A 25,005-nucleotide genomic window follows, 5' to 3' on the forward strand; every position below is an offset into this window, starting at 1 on the left:
GAGATCAGGACTGGCCGGATTGCCAGCGCCAAGCGTCGTCGCACATTTCCTGGATACCTTTTTTGGCTTCCCAACCCAGTGTTTCGCGGGCTTTTTGGGTGTCGGCCCAGCAAGCAGCGATGTCGCCCGGGCGACGAGGGACCAGTTTGTAGGGAATAGGGCGTCCGGAGCTGCGGGTGAAGGCGGCGATCATGTCCAGCACGGAATAGCCCTGGCCGGTTCCCAGATTGACTGCCAGCAGTTCGCTGTCTTTGGTGTTTAGATAGTCCATTGCAGCAACGTGGCCTTTGGCCAGATCGCAGATATGTATGTAGTCGCGTACGCCCGTGCCATCCGGCGTGTCGTAGTCATTACCAAAGATCTGTACATGCTCGCGTTTACCCGCTGCAACCTGGGCGACATAAGGCATCAGGTTATTGGGAACACCTTGGGGTGTTTCGCCAATCAGGCCAGATTCATGGGCGCCGACGGGATTGAAGTAGCGCAGCACGGCAATTCGCCATCCAGCCTCGCTTTGATAAAGGTTGCCCAAAGCCTGTTCAAGCACTAGTTTGGTGTGGCCGTAGGTATTGGTTGTGGACAGCGGGTGAGTCTCTGGAATGGGTAGCTGTTGAGGGTCACCGTATACGGTTGCGGACGAGGAAAATACCAGGCTGCGCACATTGGCCTGTTGCATGGCCTGCAACAGCGTCAGCGTGCCGGTGATGTTGTTGTCGTAGTACTTGAGCGGTTGGGCTACTGATTCGCCAACCGCTTTCAAACCTGCAAAATGAATGACTGCTGCAATTGTGTGTTGCTGAAAAATCGTGTCGAGCAAGGCTCGATCCCGGATATCGCCTTCGATGAAACCGGTTTGAGTACCCGTAATTTTCTCGATGGCATCCAAGACGCTTTTTTGGCTATTGCTCAAGTTGTCCAGGATCAGAACCTGATAACCGTGTGCAATCAACTCCACACAGGTGTGAGAGCCGATAAAGCCGGTACCGCCAGTGACAAGAATGGTTTTGCCCATGGGTCTTTCCAGTTAAATGCAAGTTGAAAAGAAGTGCTTAGTCTATGCGTTTCAAGGCCGTTTTGTAGTGGCCACCGCGTTGGGCGTAAACACTGGCGTTTTGACGTAGCTTGGCAATGTCCTCATCGCTCAGGGTACGTACGGCTTTGGCAGGCGATCCGATGATCAGGCTGCGTTCCGGGAAGACTTTGCCTTCCGTGACCAATGCTCCAGCACCAACCAGGCTATCGCGACCGATGACGGCACCGTTCAGCACGACCGCCTGGATGCCGATCAGCGCGCCTTCACCGATGGTACAGCCGTGCAGCATGGCTTGGTGGCCGATGGTGACATGGTCGCCAATATCCAGCGGGTAGCCTGGATCGGTGTGCAGTACTGCGCCTTCTTGCACGTTGGAGCCTACACCCACGGTAATGGTTTCGTTGTCGCCACGGATAACGGCACCGGGCCAGACACTGCTTTGCTCTTTCAAAACGACCTTGCCAATCAGGGTGGCCTCTGCGGCAACAAAGCTGCTGTCGTCGATTTGTGGGGCGTGTTGATCTAATTGGTAGACAGGCATGAAAGATCCTTGGGTAATGTGCCGGGCCGCCTATGCCTGAATGAGAAGGGATAGGCAGCAGAGCAGGTGAGCAGGGAAGTTAATGAGGGGCTTGCGTATAAAAGCCAGTGTGATCATTGTGACCCCACTGGCTCGATCAGGCTATCAGGACTAGACAGTGCTTAAATCTGTTCACCAAACAAGTCATATTCACTGGAATCCGTAATACGCACGCGCACCATCTGGCCGGGTTCCAGTTTTTGTTCGCTGGTGATGAAGACGTTGCCGTCAATTTCGGGGGCGTCGGCGCTGGAGCGGCCAACGGCATCGCCGTCTTCGTCGATCTCATCAATCAGCACGTCCATTTCGCGGCCCACTTTGGCAGCCAGGCGAGCGGTGGAGATGGCTTGCTGATGTTCCATGAAGCGTTCCCAGCGCTCTTGCTTGACTTCGTCAGGGACGATGCCGTCGAGTTTGTTGGCGGGGGCGCCTTCCACGGGGGAGTACTGGAAACAGCCGACGCGATCCAGCTGGGCTTCGGTCATCCAGTCCAGCAGGTACTGGAAGTCTTCCTCGGTTTCGCCGGGGAAGCCCACGATGAAAGTGGAGCGGATGGTCAGATCCGGGCAGTCCTGACGCCATTGCTTGATGCGAGACAGGGTGCGGTCCTCAAACGCAGGGCGCTTCATGGCGCGCAGCACGGAAGGGCTGGCGTGCTGGAAGGGGATATCCAGGTACGGCAGCACTTTGCCCTCGGCCATCAGGGGAATGATATTGTCCACATGCGGGTAGGGGTAGACGTAGTGCAGACGCACCCACGCACCCAGCTCGGACAGGGCGGCGCTCAAGTCCAGCATGCTGCTCTTGACGGGGCGGCCATTCCAGAAGCCGGTGCGCTGGCGGATGTCCACGCCGTAGGCGCTGGTGTCCTGCGAGATCACCAGCAGCTCTTTGACACCTGCCTTGACCAGACGCTCGGCTTCGCCCAGCACCTCGCCGACAGGACGGCTGACGAGCTTGCCGCGCATGGACGGGATAATACAGAAGCTGCAGCTGTGGTTACAGCCTTCGGAAATCTTCAGGTAGGCGTAGTGACGCGGGGTCAGCTTGATGCCTTGTGGCGGTACCAGATCAATGTAGGGATTGTGGTCCAGCGAGGGCGGGGCGGCTTCACGCACGGCACGCAGGACTTGTTCATATTGCTGGGGGCCGCTGACGGACAGCACCGAGGGGTGTACGTCGCGAATCAATCCTTCGTCCACACCCATACAACCGGTGACAATGACACGGCCGTTCTCAGCCAGTGCCTCGCCGATCGCTTCCAGCGATTCAGCCTTGGCGCTGTCGATAAAGCCACAGGTATTGACCACCACCACATCCGCATTGTCGTAGCTGGGGGTGATCTGATAGCCGTCGGTACGCAGCTGGGTAAGAATTCGTTCGGAATCGACCAGGGCCTTGGGACAACCCAGGCTCACGAATCCGACTTTGGGGGCGCTCATAGAGGGTCCTTCTGGAGCTTGAGGGCTCGAAATTGGGAAATAGGCTTGATTTTACCGTCCCATGCCCGGATGCGTGCGGATCTTGTGCGTTTGAGCCCGGTTTATGCGGCAAATAGTGCTACAGTCGCAGTCATATTTTTCTTTTCTAGCGGTTGTTCTGTGTCCGACACCCATCTTTCCCCCTCTTTGCCCCTGTCCGAAGTCATGCTGCTGAGCGCGCGCAATATTGAAGGCGTGCTGGCAGGCAAGTCCCTGACTGAAAGCCTGGCTGCAACGCCAGCGCCAGCCCGTGCGGCAGTGCAGTCTGTCAGCTTCCATGTTTTGCGCCGTCTGGGCCATGCCCGTCAGATTCGTATCACGCTGGTGCCGCGCCAGCCCAGCAATACCTGGCTGGATGCCTTGCTGATGGTGTCGCTGGCCTTGCTGGATACAGCCATGCGCGTGCAAGAGGATGCCAGGACTTTTGAGGATCGCCCGGATGTGCCGGTCTATGCCGTGCATACGGTGGTGGATCAGGCTGTGCGTGCGGCTGATAGCCAGGCTGCGCTGCGTCTGTCCAAGGGCTTGGTGAACGGGGTGCTGCGTCGCTTTACACGCGAGCGCAAGATGATCCTGTCTCAGGTACAGAGCCGTCCCGAAGCACGCTGGAATCATCCTGGCTGGTGGGTCAAGGAATTGCGTCGTGCTTACCCACGTGATTGGGAAGCGTTGTTGCAAGCGGCTAATCGCCCCGGTCCTTTGACCTTGCGTGTGAATCAGCGTCGTTGCTCGGTGGAGCGCTTGCAGGCGGTGCTGACGGAAGCCGGGATTGCGTCCAGCAGCCCCGGCACGGGTGCCGTTACCTTGGACAAGGCCATGCCGGTTCAGGCGATTCCTGGGTTTGATCTGGGCTGGTGGTCGGTGCAGGACTGGTCGGCTCAGCAAGCCGGTCTGCTTTTGCCGGTCAAGGATGGCATGCGCGTGCTGGATGCTTGCGCGGCCCCGGGTGGCAAGACCGCTCATTTGCTGGAGCAGGCGGATGTTTCCTTGTTGGCCCTGGACTCGGACGGCGAGCGTCTGGAGCGCGTAGGTCATAACCTGCGTCGTCTGGGCCTGGCCAGCGACAAAGTTCAATTGAAACGGGGCGATGCGGCTCGTCCTGCCCAGTGGTGGGATGGTCAGCCCTTTGATGCCATCCTGGCTGACGTGCCTTGTACCGCTTCGGGTATTGTGCGTCGTCACCCCGATATTCGCTGGTTGCGCCGCGAGTCGGACATTGCCGATACCGCGCGTTTGCAAAGCTCTATACTGGATGCCTTGTGGTCCACATTGCGGCCCGGCGGGCATTTCCTGTATTCGACCTGCTCGATTTTCCCGGCTGAAGGGGAGCAACAGGTCGAGGCATTTCTGGCCCGTCACCCCGAGGCGCAGCTTTTGGACTCTCCTGGCCAGATTTTGCCCGGCGTTGCGGGACGATCGCTGGTAGATGGCGACGGTTTTTTCTACGCCTTATTTACGCGCCCGGTTTGACTTGTCACAATTAGGGCTCTGACTTTGTCCTTTTTGCGGTTAATCACGATGTGGCGCGTTTTTCTGTCTTTTCTGCTGATTTTCAACTGCGCGCTAAGCTCGGCCAATACCATTGTGCCGGTCGCTACGTCGGGAGAGCGGGTCGTCAAGGTCGAGCCCCATATTCGGGATGAAAAACTGTATATCGACGCGGATGTCGAATTCGAGTTAAGCCCGGAATTGCGCACCGCTGCCGAGAAAGGGGTGCCGCTGTATTTCACGGTTGAAGTGGAATTGGCCAAACCCCGCTGGTACTGGTTTGACAAAAACGTTGTCAAAGAACAACAAACTTGGCGGGTTGTGTATAACGCCCTGACCCGTCAGTGGCGCGTGGGCACCGGGGACCTTTCTCTGCCCGAATCCTCCATGAACGACGCATTGGCCATGCTGCGGCATATTCGCGGCTGGGCCGTGGCCTATGTGGCTGATCTGGACCGCGACCAGGAATACCAGGGTCGTGTGCGTTTGCGCCTGGATACCTCTTTGCTGGCCCGTCCGTTTCAAGTGGACGCCATCAATAGTTCTGCCTGGACATTGGCTACTCCATGGAAAACCTTTTCCTTTTCCGTCTCCGTCGACGAGCCCCAACCTTGATACGTTGGATCTTGCGCACCGCTCTGTTCGGAGCGGGTGTCAGCGCGTTGGCGCTGTTTTCTCTTCTTGTCTGGTCTACGGGTAACGCTTCGCGCTATGCGCAGCAGTATGACTTGCTGCTGGTGCTCAACGGTGTACTGGCCGCCACGCTGATTTCCTGGGTGCTGTTGCTGACGATTCGTCTGTTCAGACAAATACGCCGGCGTCAGTTTGGTGCCCGCATGACGGCGCGCTTTGCCTTTTACTTCACCTTGATCGGCATTATTCCGGGGGCGCTGATCTACCTGCTCTCGGTGCAGTTCATGTCGCGCTCGATCGAGTCCTGGTTCAACGTGCGGGTAGATACGGCGCTGGAATCAGGCTTGAGTCTGGGCCGCGCCGCCCTGGATTCGCAGCTCAATGAGCTGGAAGGTCGTGCCAATGAAATGGTGTCGGCACTGAACAAGGCGGATAGTGCGCAGTACAGCAGCTTGCTGATCTCCTTGCGTGAGAACAGCGGGGTGACGGAGGCAATGGTATTTTCGGGCAATGGTCGTCTGATTGCCTTTTCCTCGGGCCGCTATGACACGCTGCTGCCTGATATGCCGCCCTCCAGCGTGATGAATCAGCTGCGTATTGCAGGCCGCTATTCGGCTGCCGAGGTGGATGATGATGCGCCTGTTCACGACAACGGCCTGGACGAAGGCGGGGTTCCCGCAGAGTCCACGGGCTTGCGTCTGCGCACGGTTCTACCATTGGCCGATCCCAATCGCTTTGCGGCAACCTTGAGTGGCACGGCAGACTCGCGCTGGCTGCAGGTCATTCAGCCAGTGCCGGACAAGATTGCACGCAATGCCAACCAGGTGCAGCAAGGTTTCCGGGATTATCAGGAGCTGGCTTTATCTCGTCAGGGCTTGCGCAAGCTCTACGGCATAACGCTGACGCTGGCCTTGATTCTGGCGGTGTTTACGGCTGTGGCGGCTGCCTTGGCCTTGTCGCGCCGCCTGACGCGTCCTTTGCTGACATTGGCTGCCGGTACGCAGGCGGTAGGGGTAGGGGATTACCGGGCTTTGCCTGAGCCACCTGCCAAAGATGAAGTAGGCCAGTTGACTCGCTCTTTCAATGCCATGACTCGGCAACTGGATGAGGCGCGCCGCATGGTCGAGAAAAATCGTCTGCAGCTGGAACGCTCCAATATGTACCTGGAGTCCGTGCTCAGTAATCTGTCCAGTGGTGTACTGGCGTTTGACGAGATGTTCCGCGTCACCATGTTCAACCAGGGGGCGCAGCGTATTTTGCAGGTGGACTTGCGCTCCATTAAGGGGCGTCCGCTGGAAACGCTGGAAGGGGCCATGACCTTTGCCTCGGTGATACGTGAAGCCTTTTCCACGCATCAGGCCATGGGCTCGGATCATCCTTATTGGCAGCAGCAGTTTGAATTGGAAATGCAAGAAGGTAATGAAGCGCGTGATACTATCGTCACCGTTTTGGCCCGTGGTACCTTGCTGCGTGTAGATGGTCAGCCAACCGGGTATCTGGTGGTGTTTGACGATATTACCGACGTGATTTCCGCCAGCCGTCTGGTGGCCTGGAGCGAGGTGGCTCGACGCCTGGCACACGAGATCAAGAACCCGTTAACGCCTATTCAGTTGTCGGCCGAACGACTGGCCATGAAACTGGAGTCGCAGCTGGATGAAGTCCATGCTGCCATGTTGCTGCGTTATACCAATACCATCGTCAATCAGGTCAGTTCGCTGAAAAAGATGGTGGAAGATTTCCGAGAGTATGCTCGTAAACCGGCGACTCAGATGCAAGCTCTGAATCTGAACGAGCTGATTACCGAAGTGCTGACTTTATATGGTTGGGACCCGGAAGAAGGCATGGTCCGGGACGATGGTTATAGTGTGGCAATTGATGTGGAGCTGGACCCTGATTTGCCCATGGTTCAAGGCGACCCCACGCAGCTGCGGCAGGTTATCCATAATCTGCTGGCCAATGCTCGCGAAGCGGCTGCCCAGGATCAATCACTTGACCAGGCGCATGTATTTGTTAAAACCATGATTGCGGGCGTAGAAGGTTCCGACTCTTCTGATGCGGTCAGTTTTGTGGTGTCAGATAACGGGCCTGGTTTTGATCCCCAGATGCTGGTGCGCGTTTTTGAACCTTACGTAACCACCAAGCCCACCGGCACGGGTCTGGGACTTGCTATAGTTAAGAAAATCATCGAGGAGCACGGCGGCAGAATCGATGTTTCCAATCGTCGTGAGGGGGGGGCTCGCATTTCCATCCTCTTTACCCGGCTTGCTGGCCAGCATATTCGTCTGGACTCTGGGCGGCGAGCAAACGATAATGCGTAAAAATCACGTAGGTGACGTTTTATGGCCAGAATTCTGGTAGTTGATGACGAAATCGGCATTCGGGAACTTTTGTCGGAAATTCTTTACGACGAAGGGCACACCGTGCAATTGGCAGAGAATGCCGCCCAGGCTCGCGAGGCACGCTTGCGGGGCCGCCCCGATCTGGTCTTGCTGGATATCTGGATGCCAGACACTGACGGTGTCAGCCTGCTCAAGGAGTGGGCTTCTCAAGGTTTGCTGGATATGCCAGTGGTCATGATGAGTGGTCACGCCACGGTGGATACCGCGGTGGAAGCAACCCGTATTGGTGCGGTGGACTTCCTGGAAAAACCCATTACCATGCAGCGCCTGCTCAAGACTGTTGCTTCAGGTCTGGAGCGTACTGTTGCACCCAAGGCGCTGTCAGCCGCTGCCCGCCCGGTGGTTCAAGGTGGTGATCGCCGCCCTGAAACCGCCACCATGGCTCCCGGTATGGCACCTGCCATGGCCGTCCCTGAAGTCGAGCAGGATGAGTCCCAGCTGGGCAGCATTTCTTTGGATCTGCCTTTGCGCGAAGCGCGTGACGAGTTCGAGCGCATTTATTTTGAATATCATCTGCGCCGCGAAAATCACAGCATGACGCGTGTGTCGGAGCGTACTGGTCTGGAACGCACCCACTTGTACCGCAAGCTTAAACAGCTGGGTATAGACTCGTCGCGCAAGCGTAACCAGTCTTGATACAGTAGTTACCAAATGCATGGCCGGTAAAGTTCCGGCTAGCCCTGTAGCTGCGGGTAAAAGCCGCTCCAGGAGTCGAGAGTATGGCGGCCTTTTCAGGCCGCCTAGTCGTTTAAAGAGCGGCGACGGTTGCCGCAACAGGCAGTGCCTGCAATTTGCTCACGGTATCCAGGCATGTACGGGCCGCTTCCTGGCCCTTGATCACAAAGTGACGGTGGAAGTAATCGTGGTGCTCTTTGCCATCATGGAAATGGTGAGGAGTCAGCACGACTGAAAACACCGGCACGTTGGTGCTGAGCTGGACTTGCATCAAGCCTTGAATCACTGCGGTAGCCACAAAGTCGTGGCGATAAATACCGCCATCAACCACCAGACCGGCAGCCACAACAGCGGCATATTGACCCGATTGGGCCAGACGTTGAGCATGCAGTGGGATTTCAAAGGCGCCGCCCACTTCAAAGAAGTCGATCAGGCTGCTGTCGTGGCCCAGAGCTTTGACTTCGTCGATAAAACCCAGTCGGGCCTGATCCACAATGTCCTTGTGCCAGCAAGCTTGAATAAAGGCGATACGGGGAGCCAGAAGATTGGCTGAGGTAATACTGTTCATGTTGATTTCCTGTTTTATGACAACAAAAACAGGGCATGCAGGAAGCAGGATAGCTCAAGCCCATAGCAGGATGACTCCTGTACAGGTTATGAGGGTATCCCGTTCTCTCTTTATCCGGACTATACCGTCGGCCCCGGAATCACACCGGGTCTGCTGTCCCTGACCACAGGTCAGGCGCTCGCGGGCTAGGCTAGTGCCATTACCGCCGGTGGGGACTTGCACCCCGCCCTGAGAACGTAGTTGGCCGGGGAGGCCAACCGGACGAGTTTACCGCTAAACCGTTTTTTTGTCAGAGGCGGGAGCCGCTAGTGGCAGCAAGAGCCTCAGAGTGCAGGGTGCGCCGGGCAGGAACAGGGCCTGGCCACTGTGGCGCAGCATAATCTGGCGCACAATCGTCAGCCCCAGGCCCGCTCCTTTGCTGGCGCTGTCTTGCTTGTGAAAACGCTCAAAGGCCAGATGAGCTGTTTGCGCGTCCAAGGCTGCACCTTGATCGCTGATATCGATCGCGCATTGGTCTGGCTGTGGGTTATGTAAATGCAAGCTGACCGTGCCTTTGCCATGCGTCAGGGCATTGTCCAGTGCGTTGACAATGGCTTCGGACAGATCGGCCTCGCAGGCTTGAACAGTATCGAGCGAACTATCATCGTGAAATTGGATCTCCCGATTGGTCTGCTCGAAAAGCGGCCATAAGTCTCCCATCACACGGCGGCACAACGGTGCCAAGGCTGTGTGGTCTGTTAGCTCCGTAGCCTGCTCCTGCTTGCGGGCCAGGCTGAGCCATTGGCTGACCAGACGCTGCAAGTGGGTAATATCCTCGCGCAGCAAATCCCAGTCCTGCTCGCTATGGTGTTCAGCCGTTTGCAGACGCAAGGACATCACAGCTAATGGGGTGCGCAGTTGGTGCGCGGCATCTGCGACCAGTTGTTGTTCATGGTGATAGGCCTGCATCAGGCGGTCCAGACTTTGATTGACGGCCTGTGCCAAGGGGCGAATTTCTTTGGGCAGTTCAGTGACCGGCAAGCGCAGCTCGGGTTGTGCGGGACCCAGCGTCGCAGCCAGATTTGCCGCTTGTCGTACCGGGCGCAAGGTCCAATGGATCAGCCAGGTGATCAACAACAGACCCACCGCACACACTGGCAGCCACAAAAGCAGTGAGCGCCACATGCGGGTTTGCAGCAAGGCTCCGATCAGCTCTCTTTCGCGCTGGTCTCGTTTGGCGACCATCAGGATTTCGCCACTGGGTAGCGTGACCGAAACCGAAACTACATAGCCACTGCGATGCTTCAGTCTGAACAAGGCCAGCTCGTCTTCAGGCTGAGCAGGGCGCAGGCGTCGTGGACTTGCCAGATTGGATGAGGCCTGGAGCAGCTCACCCTCGGCGCTGTACAGCGAATAGGACATTTCGCCACCGGCGTACTGACGCGGCAAGCTGTCCAATGATTCCGAGGGTTTAAAGTCGCGGGCGATTTCTTCGGCCTGCAAAAACAGGCTGATGCGGCGCAGCTCGTCTCGTGTATCGAACAAGGACAGGGCCAAAGTGCAAAAGCCCAAGGCCAGCATCAGCAAAAGGCTGATCAGTAATCGCCCGCGCAGACTGAAGGCGCGCCTGCTCACAGAGCGCGCAAGCGGTAGCCCACACCGCGCACCGTGTCGATGCAAACCAGGGCATTTTGCTCGCGCAGCTTGCGGCGTAGTTTGGAGATCAACGCTTCGATGGCATTCAGACTGATGTCGGTCTGGTTTTGATAGAGCTGCTCCAGCAAATAATCCTTGACCAGCAAACGGGGGCTGGCCTGCATCAGCTCCAGCAAGAGCAGGCTTTCCCGCCGTGGCAACATCAAGGCTTGGTCATTGACCCAGGCTTGTCGCACTTCAGGCTCGAATCGTAGATTCGTGATCACCAGTTGCTGGTAACGATGGGGCGCAGCCCGCCGCAGGATTGCGCTAAGGCGGGCCTCCAGCTCAAGCAGATCAAAGGGTTTGAGCAGATAGTCGTCCGCACCGCCACGCAGCCCTTGAATGCGATTGTGGACGGCATCGCGCGCACTCAAGATCAGGCAGGGCAGGCGCTGGCTGCGATCTGGGCGATGCAGCTGCGCCAGAACTTCCATGCCGTCCATATCGGGCAATCCCAGATCCAGAATCAGGGCATCAAAGCTATGTTCTTGCAGCAGGGCAAGACCAATCCGCCCCGTCGTAGCGGTGCGAATTGCATATCCCTGCCCTTGCAGATGGCTTGCCAACAGGCTCAACAAAGGCCGGTGGTCTTCAATAATCAGAATAGTTTTCATCAGACTACGGTCAGAAACCGGGCTCATGATAGTAGCAAATAGAAATGAGTTTGGTTCGTATTATAAATAATGGAAGAAGTCTGATGAAAATGAGAACGGGCTTGCGTTGGCCCTTGGCCGCCTTATCCCTGGCGTGCATGTCCGCCTGGGCTCAGGAACGCAATGAAGTTGAGCAGTTAAGTGCAATCTCGGTGACCGCCTCGGGATTCGCTCAGGAAGTGGTGAGCGCACCAGCCTCTATCACCGTGATTCCGCGCGAGGAGCTGGAGGGGAAACGCTTCGAGTCTTTGGCCGATGCCGTGCGTCAGGTGCCGGGCGTCAGCATTTTAGGTGGCGACAAAGGGGCTATCTCGATTCGCGGCATGGAGTCCGAGCATGTGCTGGTCTTGATTGATGGTCGTCGCCAGGACATGCGTCAGATCACTATGAAGGGTGGGGTGTCTGAGGCTCTGGACATGAACTGGATTCCCCCGCTGGAAGCCATTGAGCGTATCGAAGTGGTGCGTGGCCCCATGTCGACCTTGTACGGCTCTGAGGCTTTGGGCGGAGTCATCAATATTGTGACGCGCAAAGTGGCCGACAAATGGCACGGCTCCTTGACCGGTGGCTATACCTTGCAGGACAGTGGTTCGGCTGGAAATAGCGGCTCGGCTGATTTGTACTTGTCTGGCCCCATCGTGCCGGGGCGCTTGGGCTTGCAGTTCTGGGGCTACCACAAGCAACGTCAGGAAGATCAGGTGTTGAATGGCTTTGCGCGTGCCAAACGTCAAAACGGTACGGTGCGTTTGTGGGCAACCCCCAATAACAATCATGAGTTCATGTTTGAAGCTGGCCGCACGACCCAGCATTTCTGGACCACCCCCGGCAAGTCATTGGCTTTGACGGGCAAGGCCAATGAAAACGAGTACGTGCGCGACAGCTATACGCTGGCCCATACGGGGCGTTGGAGCCGCTTTGATACGGAGCTAAGCCTGAACCGTGAACAAGCCTATCGCGATGGCCCCACTCAAAGCGCCCGCCCTGATCTTCGCAATACCGTGATTGATGGCAAGCTCACTTTGCCTTTGGCCGATCACATGCTGGTGGGTGGTTTTCAGTGGCGCAAAAGCGAGTTGAAGGCCGATGGCTACTACGCCAATCCGAATGGCGCAGGTGTGGATACTTCCGTGCGTGAATACTCCCTGTTCCTGGAAGATGAATGGAGCTTGAGCCCATCCTTCGCCCTGACCGGCGGCGTGCGCATGGACGACAACGAGTTCTATGGCCGTCACTGGACTCCCCGTTTGTACGGTGTCTGGAGTGCGACGGATGCCTGGACGCTGAAAGGCGGGATCGCCAAGGGTTTCAAGTCTCCGACCATCATGCAAAGCAATCCGCAAATCGGTTTGCCGCAGCGTGGCGGTGCTTATACCTGGGGCAATCCGGATCTGGAACCTGAGGTCAGCACCAACGTAGAACTGGGCTTGTACTTTGACGATGGCGGACCGTTGAGCGCCAACGCTACTTTGTTCCACACCCGCTACAAAAACAAGATCGCCAATACCGGCTCGCGTCAGCTGTACTACCCCGATGGCCGTCCTGTGCCACCGGACCCGTATACCAACAGCATGTATAGCACCTACTTCAATATCACTGAAGCACGGGTTCAGGGTCTGGAACTGGGCTTGGCCTATCGCTTTAACGAGCAATGGAAAGTGCGCGGCAGCTATACCTTTAAGGACTCCAAGGTGCGTAATGGCAGCGCCACTATCCTGGGCTTTGGCTACCCGCAGTTTGAAGGACAGCCCTTGGTGGCGACCCCACGCAATATGGGCAGCCTGACCGTGGACTGGACGCCGAATGAAGCCGTGTCAGCCTTCTCGACCTTGAACGTGCGTGGTCGGGAAACCAATATTTCCTGGGGACAGGGCGGTGCTGTCAGCGAAAGCATGGGGACGATTGCTACGGTGGATCTGGGAGCTAGCTGGCGTGCCAGAAAAGATCTGAGCTTGAGCGCGGCCGTCTATAACCTGACCGATCGTCGTCGTGACTCGGGTACCAGCGGAGCCTATTCCTATGCGGAAGATGGCCGCCGCTTCTGGTTGCAGGCCGAATACCGCTTCTAAACGCGGTTTATTCCTGGGGTTTGGGGCGGCGGCTGATTGTGGAGATCGGCACGCTGACCTCGCCCTGGGTGCTGCGACGGCTACGAGCGCGCCAGGCGTGCCCGTACGCAATTTCCAGGCTCAGATGCAAGGTGCCGTCCATATGGCGCTGTTTCTCCAGCGCATTGAGCAGGCGTTGACGCCAGGGCAGGGTGCTCAGGCTGGCCTTGCGTTGTGGGTGCGGATTGCCGCCCAGTAGACGCAAATCATCCAGCAGTTTTTCAGCGCTGCGGTAGGTTAGCGTCACGACCTCCTGATCCATCACGGGATCAGCAAAACCGTTTTCCAGCAACAGATCGCCAAAGTCGTGCATGTCCACGAATTCCAGCGTTTGGGTGCCCAGATCCGCTTGCCCCATGGCACTGCGCAGCTCGGCAAAAGAGCCGGGACCCAGGCAGGAGAACATGACCAGCGTCTCGGGTTTCAGCAGGCGGTTCCATTCAGCCAGGACTCGATGCGGTTCCGGGTGCCAGTGCAGTGCCATGTTCGACCAGACCAGCTCCTGGCTTTCTGCGGGCAGGCCGCTGTTGGCCATATCGGCCTGAACCCAGTTGGCAGCAGGGGTAGGTTGGTTGCGCAGTTTTTGCCACAGGCTGGGTTTGGATTGGTAGCGCTCGCGGGCAACCTCCAACAGCTTGGCGCTGCGATCCAGACCGGTGTAGTTCATATCCGGGTAGCGGGAACGCAAAGGCTCCAGCGCGTGGCTGGCACCACAGCCGGCATCCAGAATATGAGTGGGTTGCAAGCGCACCAAAGCCAGCCGGGACAACATCCGTTGCGCGACTTCACCATAAAGAAACTGAGCGTGATCCAGGGGAGCGCGGCGATTGAATTGCTGCTCGACGTGGGCGGAGTTGATTGGTAAAGAAGGTAACTGGGACATAGTTGCGCGGGCGTTGCTGGCCTGGATCAGTGGCATGTGCTGTGATCGAATCAGCCTGGCTCTGAAAGGTAATGATCTATTATGGCGCATCCCCTGTTTCGGCGCGAGCCGACCCACCGTCTTGTAGGGATTCCACTGTTGGCACGGCCTTGTGTGCTGTGCGGATTGCGTTCGCAAAGTGGCGCACTGTGCCGCTTTTGCCGACACGCGCTGGCAACACCCGCCCAGGATTTGCGCTGCCCTCGTTGTGCTTTGGCCTTGCCGCCCTTGGCTTTACTGGCCTGCCCGGATTGCGGAGTAGGGCAATTGTCCCTGCAAGCGACGGTTGCCGGATTCGATTATGAACATCCTGGCGATATGTTGATACATGCGTTTAAAATTTCCCGTCGGCTGGAAATGGCAGCGGTGTTGGCGGAACTGATGGTGCAGCAATGGCGTAGGCATGGGCCTGTGCTGAACGCCGCTTGCCGGGTCATTCCAGTGCCTTCGCAGCGTAAAGCCTTGCACCGGCGGGGCTTCAATCCGGCAGCGGTACTGGCCAGGCGCGTGGCGCATTCATTGGGATTGTCAGCTCGTTTGCATATCGTCGTGGCGCAAGCACGGCATGAGCAGGCACAGAAGAACTTGGGGCGTCAGGCTCGCAGGCAGGCCATGCGGGGTGCTTTTAACCTACGGGAGTCGCTACAAGGGTGTGATGTGCTGTTGGTCGATGATGTGCTGACCACAGGGGCCACTTTGGACGCCTTGGCCCGGGCCTGCCGTTTGGAGGGTGCACAGTCTGTTTATGCCTTGGTCGCTGCACGAGCTCCCTGGAAATTGAAGGCATCCTAGCCCTGTATACTTCCTCGCTTGTTCGCGGCTTTTTCTGCACTTTTTAGGTTTTTCATGTTTCATATCGTCCTGGTTTCGCCCGAGATCCCCCCCAACACGGGTAACGTCATTCGACTGGCGGCCAATACAGGCTGTGTCTTGCACTTGGTGCGGCCCCTGGGCTTTGAGCTTGAAGACAGCAAGCTGCGTCGTGCCGGGCTGGATTATCACGAGTGGGCGCAGGTGAAGGTGCACGACAGTCTGGAAGAAGCCCTCCAGGCCACTGGCTCCGCGCCTGATCGCGCGTTTGCCCTGACTACACGTGGCAGCCATTTGCTGGCTGAGCAAGGCTTTCAGCCGGGTGATGTATTTGTATTTGGCCGCGAAACCGCAGGCTTGTCTGCAGAACAACTGGCCTTGTTTCCCAATGAGCAGCGGATTCGTCTGCCCATGTTGGCGGGGCAACGCAGCTTGAACCTGTCCAATGCCGTGGCGATTTGTGTTTTTGATGCCTGGCGGCAAGCGGGTTACGAAGGTGGTGTTTAAGCTTGTGCAGAGACAGGCCGAAAGGGTGTAGTCCTGGGCGACGCCACATTTGTCATTGAACGGCGCGTATTTATTTTTTTGGGTAATGGCTGCAAAGAAAACGGCCCTGCAAATTCAAGATTTGCAGGGCCGTTTTTTTTTCGATCTTGTCCTTACTCCAGCGACAGATTCAGGCGTTCAATCACTTCATCCCAACGAGCCTTGTCGGCAATGATCTTGTCCGTCATCTCCTGCGGGGTGGAAGGCTCGGACGAGAAGTAAAAGGCGTTGAGCTTGGCCTTGATGTCGTCGCGTTGCAGGATGGTGGTGATTTCCTGGTTCAGGCGTTTGACCACATCGTCCGAGGTATTGTGGGGCACAAAGAAGGCGTCCCAGGAAATCGCCTCGAAGTTTTCCAGACCGGCCTGTGCCATGGTGTCCAGACCGGGCAGCAATTCGCTGGGCTGCAGGGAGGTTACGGCCAGAGCTTTCACCTTGCCCGCTTCAACCTGGGGCATGGCAATGCCGGGCACCATGAAGGCGGCGTCAATGTCGCCACCAATAATGGCGGTCAGGATTTGTGGAAAGCCCGAGTAGGGGATTTGTTCCAGTTTGATATCAACCGCATGTTCCAGCATGGCCATGGCCAGGTGGGCTGAGCTGCCGGGGCCAACTGAGCCGTAGTTCAATTCGCCAGGACGAGATTTCGCCAGGGCAATGAACTCTTCTACCGTGTTGGCGGGCGAGTTGGCCGGCACGACCAGCACGTTGGGGCTGGTGCCAATCATGGAGATGGCCTGCAAGTCTTTCAGCGGGTCATAGCCCAGCGAGGTCTTGTACAGGGTGGGGGCGGTCACCATGGGACCATTGATGGTCAGCAGCAGGGTGTAGCCGTCGGGTTTGGCATGCGCTACGAAGCGGGTGCCGATATTGCCACCAGCACCGGGGCGGTTATCAACAATGATAGTCTGGCCCAAAGCTTGGGACAGGGGCTCGGAAATGGCACGGGCCAGGGCGTCAGGCGAGGAGCCTGCCGGGAACGGCACGACCATTTGAATCGGGCGCTCTGGCCAGCTGGATTGGGCCAGAGCCGATTGAGCCAGCAAACCAGTGCAGGCCAGCCCCAGGACGGAGCGGATCAGAAGATCACGAGAACGAGCAAGCAATGACATTGTTTTATTCTGAGTAAGAGACGGTTGACTGCAGTTCTGGCAGCGCGGGTGAAGTGCCAGATCGGGCAGACGAAGGTATTAGTGGCCTTCCTGCTTTGCCTCGCGGGTAAGCAAGGCGTGGACAGCTTCGCGCGGGGCCAGTTGTTCAAACAGGATTTGGCAGACCGCGGCGGTAATCGGTAATTCAATCTGGTGTGCTCGGCCCATTTCCAGAACCGAACGGGCACAGCGTACACCTTCAGCGGTAATGCCGGTGGCCAGGATGCTGTCCAGGCTTTCACCAGCACCCAGCGCCAGGCCTACTTGGCGATTGCGGGACAATTCGCCCGTAGCCGTCAGGACCAGATCCCCCAGGCCCGCCAGGCCGTAGAAGGTTTCGGATTGACCACCCAGCGCAACACCCAGGCGCTGCATTTCAGCCAGGCCTCGGGTAATCAGGGCGGCACGGGCGTTATGGCCCAGGCCCAGAGCGTCGGCAATGCCACAGGCAATGGCCATGATGTTTTTGACAGCGCCGCCCACTTCCACGCCGATCATGTCGGTGCTGGTGTACAGGCGCGCTTGCTTGCTATGCAAAGCCTCCAGGGCAATGCCGGCCATATCAGCAGGTTCGCAGGCCAGTGTCAGCGCAACAGGCAGGCCTTTAGCCACTTCCAGGGCGAACGAGGGACCAGAGAGCACGGCACGGCCTAACCAGGGATGGTCGGGCAGGCTTTCACGCACAATCTGGTGGGGTAACAAGCCGCTTTCCTGATGGAAGCCTTTACAGGTCCAGACCAGCAGGACGGGATGGCGGCGTGTGGCAGGCAGGTACTGCGCCAGATCCACACAGGTTTGCGCCAGGCCACGCACAGGCACGCCCAGAATCAGCAGGGCAGGGCCGGTGTCATCAGCCAGGGCAAACTCCATGACTTGCTGCAGGCTGTCGCTGGCCTGTAGCGAGTCGGGCAGCACGACATCGGGCAGGTAGGCTGGATTGCGATGATCCTGCCCGATGGCTTGTGCGGTTGATGCTTTGCGCGCCCATACCATCGTGGGAGCCTGGGTGCTGGCCAGAGCGGCCAAGGCCGTTCCCCAGCTGCCTGCGCCCAGGACTGCAACACGAACAGGAGTGTGCGCGTTTGACATCATCAGGCCTGCAAGGGCTGGCCGTCAGCGGGGGCGGCTTGCTGGGCCAGACGCTGCTCGTACAGGGACTGGAAGTTCACTTCAGTCAGGTGCAGGGCAGGCAGGGACGTGCGGTTGATGGCGTCGGCCACGGCAGCGCGCAAGTAGGGGTACAGCATGGTGGGGCACACAATGCCCAGCAGGGGTTCGAGCTGCTCTTCAGGAATGTTGGCAGCTTCAAAGATACCGGCTTGGGTAGCTTCCACCAGGTACATGACCTTGTCGCCAATGCGTGTGGTCACAGTAGCGGTGACGGTGCTTTCGTAGACGGTGTCAGCCAGGCGTTGGCCGCCCACATTGATCGACACTTCCACGGAAGGGGCCTCTTGCTCCAGAAAGATCTGGGGAGCGTTGGGCATTTCGATGGACAGGTCTTTGATGTAGGTGCGCTGCAGGCTGAAGCTGGGTTGTTGAGCTTCTTGGTCAGCGGCTGGGGTGTTCTGGTCGGCCATGGGTGATCCTATGGGATAAAAAAATTGTTAGAAAAAAAATCAGGCAGCCAGCAGAGGCAGCAGGCCACCTTCGCGGTCCAAAGCGGCCAGATCATCGTAGCCACCTACATGGGTGTCGCCAATGTAGATTTGGGGAACGGTACGCCGACCGGTGCGCTCCATCATGAGAGCGCGCTGTTCGGGTTCGCGATCAATCATGATTTTATTGATTTCAGTTACGCCGCGTTGCTTGAGCAGCATTTCAGCGCGCACACAATAAGGGCACACCATTGTGGAGTACATCGTGACTTTTGCCATGAGAGCCTCGTAGAAGGGGGAGCTTACGATTTTTTGACGGGCAGACTGGACTGCAGCCAGCCTTGAATACCGCCTTGCAATGTGTAGGCTTCGTTGATGCCGTGCTTGCGCAGGACGGCCACGCTGCGCGGAGCGCTGCGACCGGTATCGCACACCAGAATGACAGGCTTGTCTTTGGGCAGTGTGCTGGCCTTGGCGTCAAGGTCGGCAGCAGGAATGTTGCGAGATTGTGCAATTGCCCCGGCCTTGAACTGATCGGCGCTGCGCAGATCAATCAAAATAGCGTCTTTCTGGTTTACCATCTGTACCGCTTCCGAGCTTGAAACTGCGCGTCCCGCACGGCCTTTGAAAAAGCTGGGTATTAACAGCATAATGCCGGCAAGCACCGCAATTGCTAAAATTAGAAGATTGTTCTGACTTAAGATGAAGTCCACGTTAAATCCTGTTGATTACCAAGAAAAGCAAGAAAAAAGGGCAAGATCACACGATTATAGAGTGGCGCCAATTTTTCAACCTCGAGGCTGTTTTTACCATGTATAAACTTGTACTGATGCGGCACGGCGAAAGCCAGTGGAACCTGGAGAACCGGTTTACTGGCTGGACCGATGTCGATCTTACCGAAACCGGGCGTCAACAGGCAAAGCAGGCCGGTGATCTGCTTAAAGAAAACGGTTTTGAGTTCGACCTGGCTTTCGCGTCGGTCCTCAAGCGCGCTATCCGTACCTTGTGGATCGCCCTGGATTCGATGGACGCCATGCACACCCCCATAGGTTTGAGCTGGCGCCTGAACGAACGCCATTATGGTGCTTTACAGGGCTTAAATAAAGCCGAAACCGCACAAAAGTACGGTGAGGATCAAGTCCTGGTCTGGCGTCGTGCCTACGCAATCGCTCCCGAGCCCGTCGCTGAAGACGATCCACGCAATCCGCGTTTTGATGCTCGCTACGCGCGTGTGCCAGCTGATCAGCTGCCTCGCACTGAGTGCTTGCAAGACACCGTAGCCCGCGTGGTTCCTTTCTGGGACGAGTCTATTGCTCCTGCAATCCGCTCCGGCCGTCGCGTTCTGGTGACGGCTCACGGCAACAGCTTGCGCGCGCTGATCAAGCACCTGGACGGCATCTCTGACGAGGACATCGTTCACCTGAATATTCCTACCGGCCAGCCTTTGGTGTACGAGCTGGACGAAAACCTGCGTCCTATCCGTCATTACTACCTGGGCGACCAGGAAGCGATTGCGGCTCAGATGCAAGCCGTGGCCAATCAGGGCAAGGCGCAGTAAATAATGTGGCGCTACAGCGTTTGCCTGTTGCTGGCAGCCTGGACCTTACCGGCCCTGGCTGCTGATCCGGACTTGGCCGCCCGCCAGGCCCAGGCTCAAAAGCAGCAGGCAGAGCTGCGCCAGAAGATCGAATCGCTGCGCAAAACCATCGACACTAGCGAAAGCTCGCGTCGTGACGCTGCCAATGCCTTGCGCGAATCCGAGCAGGCTATTTCCGATATCGATCGCACGCTGGCTCAGATTGAGCAGCGGCAGGAACAATTGCACCAGCAGCTAGGTACGCTGGGCAAACAGATCAGCGAACAGCAAGTGATTAAAGAGCAACGTCAGCAGGAGCTGGCCGAGCAATTACGAGCGCAATACGCCAATGGTGTGTCGCCCTGGTCTGCCCTCTTGTCGGGTGATGATCCCAACGCCATTAACCGCGAATTGCATTACCTGGGCTATGTCTCGCGTCAGCAGACCGAGCAGGTTCATAAGGTACGTCGTACCGTAGAGCGTCTGGATCGTTTGCAGACCCAGGTTGCCGCGCGTGAGAAAGAGCAGGAGCAACTAGCCAAGGAGGCCGCGGCTCAGAAGGAAGCTCTGGAAGAACAAAAAGAAAAACGAGCCAAGGTGGTGGCTGACATCAGCGCCGAGCTGGAACGCCAGCGCGGTCAGGCTGCCAACCTGCAAAGTAATGACAAACGGCTGGGAGATTTGATCTCCGGCCTGGAAACTGAAATTGCCCGACAGGCCGAGCTGGCCCGTCGCGCTGAAGAACAACGCCGACGGGAAGCAGCGCGCCGGGCAGAGGAAGCGCGTAAAGCCGAGCTGGCTCGTCAGCAAGAGTTGCAGCGTAAAGCCAAACAAGAGCAGGCCGTCCGTGAACAGGCACGTCTGGAGCGCGAGCGGGAGTTGCTGGAGCGGGCTCGTGCCACGCAACCGCCTTTGCCTGCTGCCTTGCCTCCTAGCAAGCCGGAACCTGCTGCGCCACAGAAGCCAGATCCGGAACCCATGATTCCGCGTCCACCGCTTACCTACACGCCGCCGACCGCGAACGAGCGTCTCTTGTCAGACAGCCTGGAAGCGTCGTCCGAGCCTAGCGAGCCGATCAGCAAACCGGCCACTCCCAAAGTGCGCGAGGTTCAGGTCGTTGAGGAGCCCGTTGAGCAGGCATCTGCTCCCGCCTGGGAACCAGAAGGTGGTTTCCAGGGTCTGAAACGTGGCTTGCCTTATCCGGTACGCGGCGAAATGCAAGGCAAGTTCGGGGCTGAACGTCCTGATGGCGGCATTTGGCGCGGTATTGTGTTGCGAGCACAGGCCGGCACCACGGTTCGCGCGGTAGCTCCAGGCCGAGTGGTTTTTGCCAGCTGGATGACCGGTTTTGGCAATTTGCTGATTATTGATCATGGCCGCGACTACTTGAGTGTCTATGCCTATAACCAGAGCACCCTCAAGCAAGTAGGCGATATTGTTGGGCGTGGGGATGCGGTTGCGCGGGTGGGAGCCACCGGGGGCCAGGTGGAACCCGGCCTGTACTTTGAGTTGCGCCATCAAGGCAAGCCAATCAATCCGCAGGTCTGGTTAGGTTCCTAAGCCACTTTTGCCTGCGGTGCTTACGTTTGCTCGCATTTGTTGCGCGGGGTAGCGACTCCAGCCTAGTTCACGCTGGTCGACGCTTTACGCTACTCTTATAATGCATGGTCGGGTCAGCTCCGGGAGGTGGCCCCGTCTTGAATCTGAAAATAATGGGAATGTGCATGAGCACTCGAAGGATTGGCAGCATTGGTCTAGTGGCAGCAGGTGCTGTGGGCGGTATCTTGATCAGCCTGGGCATTACTGCGGTCGCTCAACGCGGCGAGCCATTGCCTTTGCGCGAACTGCAGCAGTTCGCCAATGTGTTCGCTGCCATCAAGAACACGTATGTGGAGCCCCTGACGGATCAGGCCCTGGTCAATAACGCGATCAAGGGTTTGTTTACCGATCTGGATCCGCACTCGGCCTATCTGGATGCCGACGCTTTCAAGGAAATGGAAGCCATGACCCAAGGTGGGTTCGGCGGTCTGGGCATAGAGATTGGTAGCGAAGACGGGATGCCTAAAGTTATCTCGCCTATCGAGGATACGCCTGCGGCGCGCGCCGGTATTCTGGCGGGCGACATCATCACGCACATCAATGGCAAACCCACCAAGGATTTGAGCCTGAATGATGCCGTCAAGCAAATGCGTGGCGAGCCCAAAACCTCCATCAAGCTGACGATCCGTCGTGCTGGCCGCGACAAGCCGCTGGAGTTCAACCTGGTGCGTGATGTCATCAAGGTACGCAGTGTGCGCTCCAAGATGCTGGCTGACGATGTGGCCTATGTACGCATTGCCCAGTTCCAGGAACGCACCGCTGCTGATCTGGTCAAGCAGTTGTCCGAAGTTCATAAAGGCCCAGGCGCACCAAAAGGCTTGGTGATTGACCTGCGTAACGACCCTGGTGGCTTGCTGGAAAGCGCTATCGGCGTGACTTCCGCCTTCCTGGATTCGGGTGATCTGGTGGTTTCCACCAAGGGCCGTATTCCTTCCTCCAACCGCGAGTACTACGTCAAATCCATGCAGTCCGTTCTGGGCGAGCTGGATACGGACGCGGATGTTCTGAAGAAACTGGATTGGCTCAAGAACGTGCCTATCGTGGTGCTGGTAAACGTGGGTTCGGCCTCGGCGTCGGAAATTGTGGCCGGTGCTTTGCAAGACCACAAACGCGCCACCATTATCGGTAACCGCACCTTCGGCAAGGGCTCGGTGCAAAGTGTGGTCCCTCTGTCCGAGGAATCGGGCCTGAAACTGACGACTGCCTTGTACTACACACCTAACGGTACTTCCATTCAGGTGACGGGCGTACAGCCGGACGTGGTCGTGGATGACACCGCCCAGGGCAATCTGTTCCGCCTGCCGCGTGAAGTGGACTTGAAGCGCCACCTGGTCAACAGCAAGGTGGATGAAACTACCGAAGAAGAACAGCCTGATCTGGGCATGAGCCCGGAATTCAAGATGTTTGAATTCGGTGGTGACGACGACTTCCAGTTGCAGCAAGCGCTGAACCATCTGGCTGGCCGTCCTGTGATCAAGAATGATCCAGCCAAAGTAGCTGCGGCCAAGGAAGCGGCTGCCAAGCGCGAAAAGGAAGTGGAGTCCGAGTCGCCGGAAAAAAAAAGTCCCCTGAGTCAGCAACCCAGCGTTGAGCGGTTCCGAATCACCCCCAAGGGGCTCGAACCGGTAAAGCCGTAAACACAGGTTCCTGACGTGGAAGATCAGCAATTACTGCGCTATGCGCGGCATATTCTGCTCGATGAATTCGGGGTAGAAGCGCAGGAGCGGATTCTGGCTTCCCGCATCCTGGTCGTTGGAGCCGGGGGACTGGGTTCCCCCGTGGTGGCTTATCTGGCGGCCTCGGGTGTGGGCTCCATCATTCTGGTGGATGATGACCAGGTGGAATTGAGCAATCTGCAGCGTCAGATTGCTCACACCACCGATCGTCTGGGCTGGGACAAGGTTGAATCTGCCAAGCTGCACATCGAGCAGCTCAATCCCGAAGTGAAGGTGACACCCGTCGTTCAGCGTCTGGACGAAGCGGGCTTGATGCATTGGGTTCAGCAAGTGGATCTGGTTCTGGATTGCTGCGACAACTTCGCAACCCGCCATGCTATCAACCGTGTCTGCGTGGCACTACGCAAACCGTTGGTGTCCGGTGCAGCGATTCGCTTTTCGGGTCAGGTCAGTACTTACGACTTGCGTCAGCCCGAAGCTCCTTGCTATCACTGTCTGTTCCCTGAAGCGGACGACGTCGAGGAGCTGCGTTGCGCCACCACAGGCGTTCTGTCGCCTTTGTTGGGTATGGTGGGTAGCGCACAGGCGGTTGAAGCCTTGAAGCTGTTAGGCGGCTTCGGAGAGCCTTTGGTGGGCCGTTTGCTAAGTGTGGATGCCTTCAATATGAATTGGCATACCGTACGTTTCCGCAAAGATCTCGCTTGCCCGGTATGCGGTTCAGCGGCTGAACATGCCGATCACACTTGATCTGTTTCTGATCTCTGCTTCACGACTTCAGGCCATGAGCATGAAAATGGCCTGGCGTGATGCCAAAGCGCCGTCTAAATTGGCGGTGAAAGTAGGACAGATCTGAAAATCCCACTGAATAGGCTATTTGCGCCACCGTGTTGGACGATGTCTGGCGCAGCAGCTGTGCGGCTGCATCAAGCCGCAGCTGCATTAACTGGGCTGTAAAAGTACTTCCCTGTGCTTTGAACAGTTCCTGGACGGTACGCGGTGCCATACCCAGGTGCTCGGACAGGGCTGCAATATTCAAGGCGGGATCACCTAGTCGATCAGACAGATAGCCCAGTGCATCTTCGTACCGAGCCGCGCTTGGAGCAGGCGAGGCAGAGCGCCGCTCGTTAATGCTCATGGCCAACAGGTCGCGCAGACAACGCCAGGCCTGATCGTGCTGATTGGCCCGCAGGCCATCGGCAGACAGCAGCAAGCCTTGTAGATAGTGTTCCAGCAAGTGCAGGCTGGCACCTTGCGCCAGAGGCTGGGCGACCACGTCATTCAAAGGGCCGGTATAGGGTAGCAGCCCCTCCAGCGGCAAGCGCAGCGTGGTCATAATGACCTCGTCCACAAAATCCAGTGTGAAGGGGCTGGTGCCTATATTCAGGCTCAGGCTCCCGGCGGGGAGCCATTGCTCACGCCCGTTCTGAATCAGGCGGCAGTGGCCTTGTTGATGCACATTCAAGAACAACCAGGGTTGATCCGTTTGCGGCCTGCTTGTGCTGACCCGATAGGGCTGAGCGGTCAGCCGGTTGATCGCTACCTCCCCCAGACGTTGCGAGCGCAAGGTGCCATGAAAGTTTTGTCCGTGGCACTGCGTTTGCACATGCTGAAAGGACAGTGAAATGGCTTGAGTCCAGAGCTTGGCGCCTTGTCCGGGTGGCAAAGCCTGCGTATCCCAGTGGTAGTTCGTGCTCATGCGTTTTTTTCCGTCTTCTGCGCCATTGTCCAGATTGGGCTGCGCCCCAGTCCACGACACAGAGAGGCATTCGGCTCAAGAATAGTATCTAAGACAGTACTGCATGGTGAGCTATGGCGCACCTCGGTGGCTATCGGGT

General features: G+C 57.5%; 24 protein-coding genes and 1 riboswitch. Of the genes, 11 read left to right on the forward strand and 13 right to left on the reverse strand.

The annotated features are described in order from the left end of the window. Positions 1–4: 4 nt before the first annotated feature. From galE to rimO, 3 genes are all read right to left on the reverse strand, one after another. Positions 5–1,012: a UDP-glucose 4-epimerase GalE gene (galE, locus tag MID00_RS10160; protein ID WP_254500283.1), complete on the reverse strand. Its 1,008-nt coding sequence runs from the start codon at positions 1,010–1,012 to the stop codon at positions 5–7. A 37-nt stretch (positions 1,013–1,049) separates the two neighbouring features. After that, positions 1,050–1,574, reverse strand: coding sequence for a gamma carbonic anhydrase family protein (locus MID00_RS10165; protein WP_009458586.1), 525 nt, complete (start codon positions 1,572–1,574; stop codon positions 1,050–1,052). A 161-nt stretch (positions 1,575–1,735) separates the two neighbouring features. Then, positions 1,736–3,055, reverse strand: coding sequence for a 30S ribosomal protein S12 methylthiotransferase RimO (gene rimO / locus MID00_RS10170; RefSeq protein ID WP_252605578.1), 1,320 nt, complete (start codon positions 3,053–3,055; stop codon positions 1,736–1,738). Between the two features lie 159 nt (positions 3,056–3,214). Between rimO and rsmB the strand changes: the two genes are divergently transcribed. Genes rsmB through MID00_RS10190 form a run of 4 tightly spaced genes read left to right on the forward strand, consistent with a single transcriptional unit; the run spans position 3,215 to position 8,250 of the window. Beyond that, the gene (rsmB, locus tag MID00_RS10175; RefSeq protein WP_254500284.1) at positions 3,215–4,564 is read left to right on the forward strand and encodes a 16S rRNA (cytosine(967)-C(5))-methyltransferase RsmB; all 1,350 of its coding nucleotides are present in this window, start codon (positions 3,215–3,217) and stop codon (positions 4,562–4,564) included. Positions 4,565–4,612: 48 nt separating this feature from the next. Beyond that, complete coding sequence (locus MID00_RS10180) at positions 4,613–5,197, forward strand: DUF4390 domain-containing protein (protein ID WP_026483737.1); 585 nt, start codon at positions 4,613–4,615, stop codon at positions 5,195–5,197. Next, entirely contained in the window at positions 5,197–7,533 is a 2,337-nt protein-coding gene (locus tag MID00_RS10185) for an ATP-binding protein (protein ID WP_035270606.1), read from the forward strand. Before MID00_RS10180 ends, MID00_RS10185 begins: the two co-directional genes overlap by 1 nt. A 21-nt stretch (positions 7,534–7,554) precedes the next feature. Then, the gene (locus tag MID00_RS10190) at positions 7,555–8,250 is read left to right on the forward strand and encodes a response regulator (RefSeq protein ID WP_009458594.1); all 696 of its coding nucleotides are present in this window, start codon (positions 7,555–7,557) and stop codon (positions 8,248–8,250) included. A 112-nt stretch (positions 8,251–8,362) separates the two neighbouring features. Here MID00_RS10190 and MID00_RS10195 read toward each other — a convergent pair whose 3' ends face one another. The 3 genes from MID00_RS10195 to MID00_RS10205 all read right to left on the reverse strand — a co-directional run bounded on the left by MID00_RS10195 (position 8,363) and on the right by MID00_RS10205 (position 11,148). Next, a complete protein-coding gene (locus tag MID00_RS10195; protein WP_009458595.1) occupies positions 8,363–8,857 on the reverse strand; it encodes a 6,7-dimethyl-8-ribityllumazine synthase in 495 nt (164 codons plus the stop codon). Positions 8,858–8,954: 97 nt separating this feature from the next. Beyond that, positions 8,955–9,097: riboswitch (FMN riboswitch) on the reverse strand. A gap of 33 nt (positions 9,098–9,130) precedes the next feature. Further along, positions 9,131–10,471 (reverse strand): HAMP domain-containing sensor histidine kinase, encoded by a 1,341-nt coding sequence (locus tag MID00_RS10200; protein ID WP_250756181.1) that lies wholly within the window; start codon positions 10,469–10,471, stop codon positions 9,131–9,133. Further along, complete coding sequence (locus MID00_RS10205; RefSeq protein ID WP_250756180.1) at positions 10,468–11,148, reverse strand: response regulator transcription factor; 681 nt, start codon at positions 11,146–11,148, stop codon at positions 10,468–10,470. Before MID00_RS10205 ends, MID00_RS10200 begins: the two co-directional genes overlap by 4 nt. Positions 11,149–11,231: 83 nt before the next feature. Between MID00_RS10205 and MID00_RS10210 the strand changes: the two genes are divergently transcribed. Beyond that, the gene (locus tag MID00_RS10210) at positions 11,232–13,253 is read left to right on the forward strand and encodes a TonB-dependent receptor (protein WP_250756179.1); all 2,022 of its coding nucleotides are present in this window, start codon (positions 11,232–11,234) and stop codon (positions 13,251–13,253) included. A gap of 7 nt (positions 13,254–13,260) precedes the next feature. On the opposite strand, the gene MID00_RS10215 is transcribed toward MID00_RS10210, so the two are convergent. Then, complete coding sequence (locus MID00_RS10215; protein ID WP_254498784.1) at positions 13,261–14,175, reverse strand: methyltransferase domain-containing protein; 915 nt, start codon at positions 14,173–14,175, stop codon at positions 13,261–13,263. Between the two features lie 81 nt (positions 14,176–14,256). On the opposite strand from MID00_RS10215, the gene MID00_RS10220 reads away from it, so the two are divergent. Both MID00_RS10220 and MID00_RS10225 read left to right on the forward strand, forming a co-directional pair. Then, positions 14,257–15,006: a ComF family protein gene (locus MID00_RS10220; protein WP_254498785.1), complete on the forward strand. Its 750-nt coding sequence runs from the start codon at positions 14,257–14,259 to the stop codon at positions 15,004–15,006. A gap of 54 nt (positions 15,007–15,060) precedes the next feature. After that, positions 15,061–15,531 carry a tRNA (cytidine(34)-2'-O)-methyltransferase gene (locus MID00_RS10225; protein WP_009458610.1) on the forward strand — a complete coding sequence of 157 codons (471 nt, stop codon included), beginning with the start codon at positions 15,061–15,063 and terminating at the stop codon, positions 15,529–15,531. Positions 15,532–15,683: 152 nt separating this feature from the next. On the opposite strand, the gene MID00_RS10230 is transcribed toward MID00_RS10225, so the two are convergent. The 5 genes from MID00_RS10230 to MID00_RS10250 all read right to left on the reverse strand — a co-directional run bounded on the left by MID00_RS10230 (position 15,684) and on the right by MID00_RS10250 (position 18,900). Continuing rightward, entirely contained in the window at positions 15,684–16,682 is a 999-nt protein-coding gene (locus MID00_RS10230; protein ID WP_009458612.1) for a tripartite tricarboxylate transporter substrate binding protein, read from the reverse strand. Positions 16,683–16,760: 78 nt separating this feature from the next. Continuing rightward, a complete protein-coding gene (locus MID00_RS10235; protein ID WP_254500298.1) occupies positions 16,761–17,810 on the reverse strand; it encodes an NAD(P)H-dependent glycerol-3-phosphate dehydrogenase in 1,050 nt (349 codons plus the stop codon). A gap of 2 nt (positions 17,811–17,812) precedes the next feature. Further along, complete coding sequence (secB, locus tag MID00_RS10240; protein WP_009458614.1) at positions 17,813–18,301, reverse strand: protein-export chaperone SecB; 489 nt, start codon at positions 18,299–18,301, stop codon at positions 17,813–17,815. 39 nt (positions 18,302–18,340) lie between these two features. After that, a complete protein-coding gene (gene grxC / locus MID00_RS10245; RefSeq protein ID WP_009458616.1) occupies positions 18,341–18,598 on the reverse strand; it encodes a glutaredoxin 3 in 258 nt (85 codons plus the stop codon). A gap of 23 nt (positions 18,599–18,621) precedes the next feature. After that, positions 18,622–18,900: a rhodanese-like domain-containing protein gene (locus MID00_RS10250; RefSeq protein WP_228125827.1), complete on the reverse strand. Its 279-nt coding sequence runs from the start codon at positions 18,898–18,900 to the stop codon at positions 18,622–18,624. Between the two features lie 230 nt (positions 18,901–19,130). On the opposite strand from MID00_RS10250, the gene gpmA reads away from it, so the two are divergent. From gpmA to MID00_RS10270, 4 genes are all read left to right on the forward strand, one after another. Next, a complete protein-coding gene (gpmA, locus tag MID00_RS10255; RefSeq protein ID WP_009458620.1) occupies positions 19,131–19,877 on the forward strand; it encodes a 2,3-diphosphoglycerate-dependent phosphoglycerate mutase in 747 nt (248 codons plus the stop codon). Between the two features lie 3 nt (positions 19,878–19,880). After that, positions 19,881–21,455 (forward strand): murein hydrolase activator EnvC, encoded by a 1,575-nt coding sequence (locus MID00_RS10260; RefSeq protein WP_254498786.1) that lies wholly within the window; start codon positions 19,881–19,883, stop codon positions 21,453–21,455. A 164-nt stretch (positions 21,456–21,619) separates the two neighbouring features. Then, positions 21,620–23,131, forward strand: a complete 1,512-nt coding sequence (locus tag MID00_RS10265; RefSeq protein ID WP_021447177.1) for a S41 family peptidase — start codon at positions 21,620–21,622, stop codon at positions 23,129–23,131. A 15-nt stretch (positions 23,132–23,146) separates the two neighbouring features. Then, positions 23,147–23,917: a HesA/MoeB/ThiF family protein gene (locus tag MID00_RS10270; protein ID WP_009458628.1), complete on the forward strand. Its 771-nt coding sequence runs from the start codon at positions 23,147–23,149 to the stop codon at positions 23,915–23,917. Positions 23,918–23,936: 19 nt separating this feature from the next. Here MID00_RS10270 and MID00_RS10275 read toward each other — a convergent pair whose 3' ends face one another. Then, positions 23,937–24,866, reverse strand: a complete 930-nt coding sequence (locus tag MID00_RS10275; RefSeq protein ID WP_152978324.1) for an AraC family transcriptional regulator — start codon at positions 24,864–24,866, stop codon at positions 23,937–23,939. Between the last annotated feature and the right edge of the window lie 139 nt (positions 24,867–25,005).

This window comes from Alcaligenes sp. NLF5-7 (assembly GCF_024266725.1).
Classification (GTDB): Bacteria; Pseudomonadota; Gammaproteobacteria; order Burkholderiales; family Burkholderiaceae_B; genus Alcaligenes; species Alcaligenes phenolicus.